Origin of the sequence: Caballeronia sp. (assembly GCF_028292365.1) — a bacterium.
Lineage (GTDB): Bacteria > Pseudomonadota > Gammaproteobacteria > Burkholderiales > Burkholderiaceae > Caballeronia.
Genome location: NZ_JAQGMM010000347.1, coordinates 1 through 4,815 on the forward strand (window position 1 = coordinate 1; position 4,815 = coordinate 4,815).

The window sequence follows — 4,815 nt, forward strand, 5'->3', positions numbered from 1 at the left end:
CGCCTTCCTTCACCAGCAGCTTGCCGTTGTGCGCGTACGCAGTCAGGAAGTCGTTGCTGTGCTTGACGATGATCATCTGCCCATAAGCGCGCAAACCGCTGCCCGCATACACGACCCTGCCCGCCGCTGCGGCTTTCACCGGTTCGCCGAGCTTGCCGCCAATATCGATACCCTTGCTGCCGCCTTCGCCGAACTTCGTGATCACGTCGCCTTGTGCCGGCCATGTGAGCCACGCGCCCTTCGAATTGATCGCGGGGGTCCTGGTGTCGGCCGGGGCGTTGTTATTGCTCGCCGTCGCAGGCGCTGCGCCGATGATCGGCGGGCCGGCCTTCGATGCCCCCGCCGACGAAGCCTGTTTGCTCCAGTCGTCACCGCTGGCGGCCGTGCCAGCGCTTCCTGCTGGCGGCGCCACGCGCAACAACTGGTCGATGTTGACCTGCTTGCTTTCAGGCAGGTTGTTCCACTTGATGAGATCGGACGGACGCTGTTTTTGCGCCCGGGCGATGCCATAAAGCGTATCGCCCGGCCTCACGCGATAAAACCCCGGCCCTGCATCCGCCTGCACCGGCGCGATGGCGGCCGGTCCAGCGGCTGACCCGGCGCCCGGCGGCGTAGTGGGGATCAGTGCTGGCGAACTCGTGCCGCCCGTCGACTGCTCGACGATAGGCGCGGGCGTCAGCGCCGTGGAGCAACCGGCGATCGAAACAGCGACGCCAATTGAAACGAGCGCACCGAGCACTCCCCCGTGGCCGTTGACGGCCCATCCTGAATTACCTGAACGCGATACCGCCATGCTTGCCGTCTTCCCTGACTTCCTGTTATCGATATTTCCGGGCTGCGTCTAAGCGCTCAGAACCGCATGCCGGCGCCACATCCGCCGAAAGCCCCGCCGTTCGTCGCACTGCCGCCGCAGCCAAAAATCCCGCAGCCGGAGAGTAGCGCCGTTACACCCAGCACCGCCACCACCAGCCTGAGACGGCGCCAGTGACACGCCGCTCCCGCTTCACGTCTTGTTCGTTCCAACATTTGCTATAAGACCTCGCCAAGCTTCGCCAGCATAAAACATTTAACGTTTGTTCACGAAATACCAGACTCGTTCATCTCGATATTCGAAACACCGAGCCGACAATTCGGCATTCTAACCTTTTACGTTTTGGCGGCGAAGACGCTGGCGGGCCGAATACCGTGCCCGTGATATTCACACTTGTCGAACCACTCAATCCGACTTAATTACTCGCTTTACGCCGCATGACTTTCCACAACGCGCCCAGCGCGATCGGCACGATCGCCGCGCACACGCCGATCAACGCGATCACGTTCAGATACTGACGAATAAATGGAATATTGCCGAAGAAATAACCGAGCAATACGAGCAGCAATACCCAGATCAGTGCGCCGAGTATGTTGAACAATTGAAAACGCGAAGCTTTCATCGCCGATGCGCCCGCTACGAATGGTGCAAACGTCCGCACAATCGGCACGAAGCGCGCGAGAACGATGGTTTTGCCGCCATGCCGCTCGTAGAAACCGTGCGTCTTGCGGAGTGCTTCGCGATCGAGGAAACGTTCCAGCATGGGGATATGGGTATCGAATACCTTGGGGCCGATCGCGCGGCCAATCCAGTAATTCACCGTGTTCCCGAGGATCGCCGCGACCAGCAGCAGCACGATCAGTGCGCCAAGATCCATTGACCCGCTCGCCGCGAACGCACCGCCAATGAACAACAGCGAATCGCCCGGCAGGAACGGAAACACCACGAGCCCGGTTTCGCAGAACACGATCAGGAACAACACCGCGTACACCCAGCCGCCGTAATGCTGGATGAAAAAGCCGAGCGATTTGTCGATATGGAGAATAAGACTCAGGAATGACAGCAGCGTATCCAAAAGGGGGCCTCGACCAAGATGAAATGAGCGGGAAACCAGCAACAATAGCGTGCATGCGCGGGCATGTCGTTGCAAAACGTCGCGATAAAAACAGTCGCGCCATGATACCGAACTCGACGTCCGAAAATTCGCGAAACGTGGGTTCATTGGCGGGTTTTAACGCCAATTTGCCCGTTTGCGCCGCTCAGGAACGCATGGAACAGTGCGCCGTTGGGAGACTCTGGCGAACGCGTAGTGGCAGACCGGACGGCGGCGAAATCGTTCACGGGCGTGAAGCTTTATAATTTCGGCATGCCCGATCTCATCGATTCATCCGACACGATATCCAATTCCCCCGCCGCCGGGCGCTTGCCGCGCGCCATTCAGCAACTGCCAGACCAGCTGATCAGCCAGATCGCGGCGGGCGAGGTGGTCGAACGCCCGGCGTCCGTGGTGAAGGAGTTACTCGAAAACGCGCTGGACGCCGGCGCGTCGAGCTTGCGGATCACGCTTGACGAAGGCGGCGTGAAACGGATCATGATCGTCGACGATGGCTGCGGCATTCCCCCCGCCGAACTTCCCCTGGCCTTGTTACGCCACGCCACCAGCAAGATCCGCTCGCTTGCCGAGCTGGAAGCGGTGGCGTCGCTGGGGTTTCGCGGTGAGGCGTTGGCGTCGATTGCGTCGGTGGCAGAGCTTTTCATCACCAGTCGAACGGCGACCTGCGCACATGCCACGCGTATCGATGCCCAGACGGGCGCGATCTCGCCGGCGGCCGGGACAATCGGCACCACGATGGAAGTGCGCGAGCTGTACTTCAACACTCCCGCGCGCCGCAAATTCCTGAAAAGCGAGCAGACCGAACTCGGGCATTGCCTGGAAGTGATCCGGCGCGTGGCGCTGGCGCGGCCGGACATCGCGATATCGGTGATTCATAACGGCAAAGCCGTCGAGCACTGGAATGCGTCGGACCCGTCCACGCGCGTGGCAAAAATTCTCGGCGAGGTCTTCGCCACCGCGCATCTGCCGCTCGACGAACGCGCCGGACCGCTGGCCGTGTATGGCTGCGCCGGCCTGCCGACCGCGAGCCGCGGCCGCGCCGACCAGCAATATTTCTTCGTCAACGGGCGCTTCGTGCGCGACAAGCTGCTGACGCACGCCGTACGCGCCGCGTATGAGGACGTGCTGCACGGCAACCGGTATCCGTCGTACGTGCTGTTTCTCGATCTGCCGCCGGAATCCGTCGATGTGAACGTGCATCCATCGAAGATCGAAGTGCGTTTTCGCGATTCACGCTCGATCCATCAGTACGTGTTCCATGCCGTGCAGCGGGCGTTGGCCCGTAACGCGGGGGCATCACCGGAAACGACGGCCGGTGGTCACGCCGCGCAGTTGCAGCCGACAGGAATCGCTTCGTTTAGTGCACGGCCTTACGCGGGTGCAGGTGTGGCGGGGATGGGCACCGGTTCGCTGAACGACTCCACGCTGAATTCGGGGCAGAGAAACGATAACGGTACGAACTGGCTGCGGCAATCGAGGATGACGCAGGGCAATCTGCCGGTCGCGCAGCCGCTGGCGCTGTACGACGCGTTGTTCGGCCGCCGCGATGTGAACGCCGGCACGCCGCAGGGCGCCGCGCTTGCTGCTGGCGTCACCTCCTCTTCTGACTCCTACTCTCCGAACCAGCCCAGCGCACCGCTCTACGCCTCAATGCCAGGCGCGCCGGATATCGTTGCCGATGAACAGCCACTTGGCTTCGCGCTCGGCCAGATTCACGGCATCTACGTGCTGGCGCAGAACGCGCAGGGTTTGATCATCGTCGACATGCACGCGGCTCACGAGCGGATCCTGTACGAGCAGTTCAAGAACTCGCTGGCTGATCGGGCAATCGCGGTTCAGCCGTTGCTGATTCCGGTGACGATGACCGTCGATGCCGTGGAAATGGGCGTGGTCGAAGAAGAGCGCGAAGTGCTGGACGCGTTGGGATTCGATCTGGCGATTCTGTCGCCGGGGTCGATCGCGATCCGCGCGGTCCCTGCCCTGCTGAAAGATGCCGATTTGCAATCTCTCGCGCGTGCGGTGATTTCGGATTTGCAGGCTTACGGCGGCTCGCGGGTATTGACCGAGCGCCAGCATGAATTGCTCGGCACGCTCGCGTGCCATCACGCGGTACGAGCAAACCGGCGGCTGACGCTGGACGAAATGAACGGCCTGTTGCGCCAGATGGAAGCCACCGAGCGCGGCGACCAATGCAACCACGGCCGCCCGACCTGGTTCCAGTTGACGCTCGGCGATCTCGATCGACTTTTCATGCGCGGCCAATGAGCGCGCGGCGGGTTGCATGTCGGGTTGCGTGTTTATTGGGACCGACGGCATCGGGAAAAACGGCTGCGGCTTTGGCGTTCGCACAGCGCCGGCCGGTGGAAATCATCAGCGTGGATTCAGCGCTGGTTTATCGCGGCATGGATATTGGCACGGCAAAACCGACTGAAGAAGAGCGCGCGCTGGCGCCGCATCATTTAATCGATATCATCGATCCGACCGAGTCTTATTCGGCTGCGCAATTTCGGAACGATGCATTGCGTCTGGTGGCGGAGATTGAAGGACGGGGACGGGTTCCGTTATTGGTCGGCGGCACGATGTTGTATTTCATGGCCTTGACGCGCGGATTAAATGATTTGCCGGAGGCGAATGCGGAAATACGCGCGCAACTCGATGAAGAAGCGGCGCGCGACGGCTGGCCAGCTTTACATGCGCGATTGAATCTGATTGATTCGGAAACGGCGGCGCGTCTGGCGCCCAATGATTCACAGCGCATTCAGCGAGCGCTCGAAGTATGGATGCTGAGCGGTCGCGCGATGTCATCGATATTAAAAGAACCTAAAAAGCCGACTCAGGAAGCGCATGAGTTTGTGCCGATTGCTTTAGAACCATCGGATAGAAGTGTGTT

The 4,815-nt window shown here is 60.9% G+C and carries 4 protein-coding genes; 2 read left to right on the forward strand and 2 right to left on the reverse strand.

Features of this window, described 5'->3' with window-relative positions:
• On the reverse strand, positions 1 to 793 hold a 793-nt coding region (locus tag JWR14_RS20810), incomplete at its 3' end, for a peptidoglycan DD-metalloendopeptidase family protein (RefSeq protein WP_299710756.1).
• 433 nt (positions 794 to 1,226) lie between these two features.
• Positions 1,227 to 1,886 carry a VTT domain-containing protein gene (locus JWR14_RS20815; RefSeq protein WP_299710759.1) on the reverse strand — a complete coding sequence of 220 codons (660 nt, stop codon included), beginning with the start codon at positions 1,884 to 1,886 and terminating at the stop codon, positions 1,227 to 1,229.
• A 291-nt stretch (positions 1,887 to 2,177) separates the two neighbouring features.
• On the opposite strand from JWR14_RS20815, the gene mutL reads away from it, so the two are divergent.
• Together mutL and miaA are read left to right on the forward strand one after the other, a co-directional pair.
• Complete coding sequence (gene mutL, locus JWR14_RS20820; RefSeq protein WP_299710765.1) at positions 2,178 to 4,190, forward strand: DNA mismatch repair endonuclease MutL; 2,013 nt, start codon at positions 2,178 to 2,180, stop codon at positions 4,188 to 4,190.
• A partial coding sequence (gene miaA, locus JWR14_RS20825) for a tRNA (adenosine(37)-N6)-dimethylallyltransferase MiaA (RefSeq protein WP_299710762.1) occupies positions 4,187 to 4,815 on the forward strand: 629 nt, incomplete at its 3' end. The genes mutL and miaA, both read left to right, overlap by 4 nt.

Excerpts from the sequence above, each read along its gene's own strand:
- mutL (WP_299710765.1), top strand. The coding sequence starts at position 2,178 with ATGCCCGATCTCATCGATTCATCCGACACGATATCCAATTCCCCCGCC.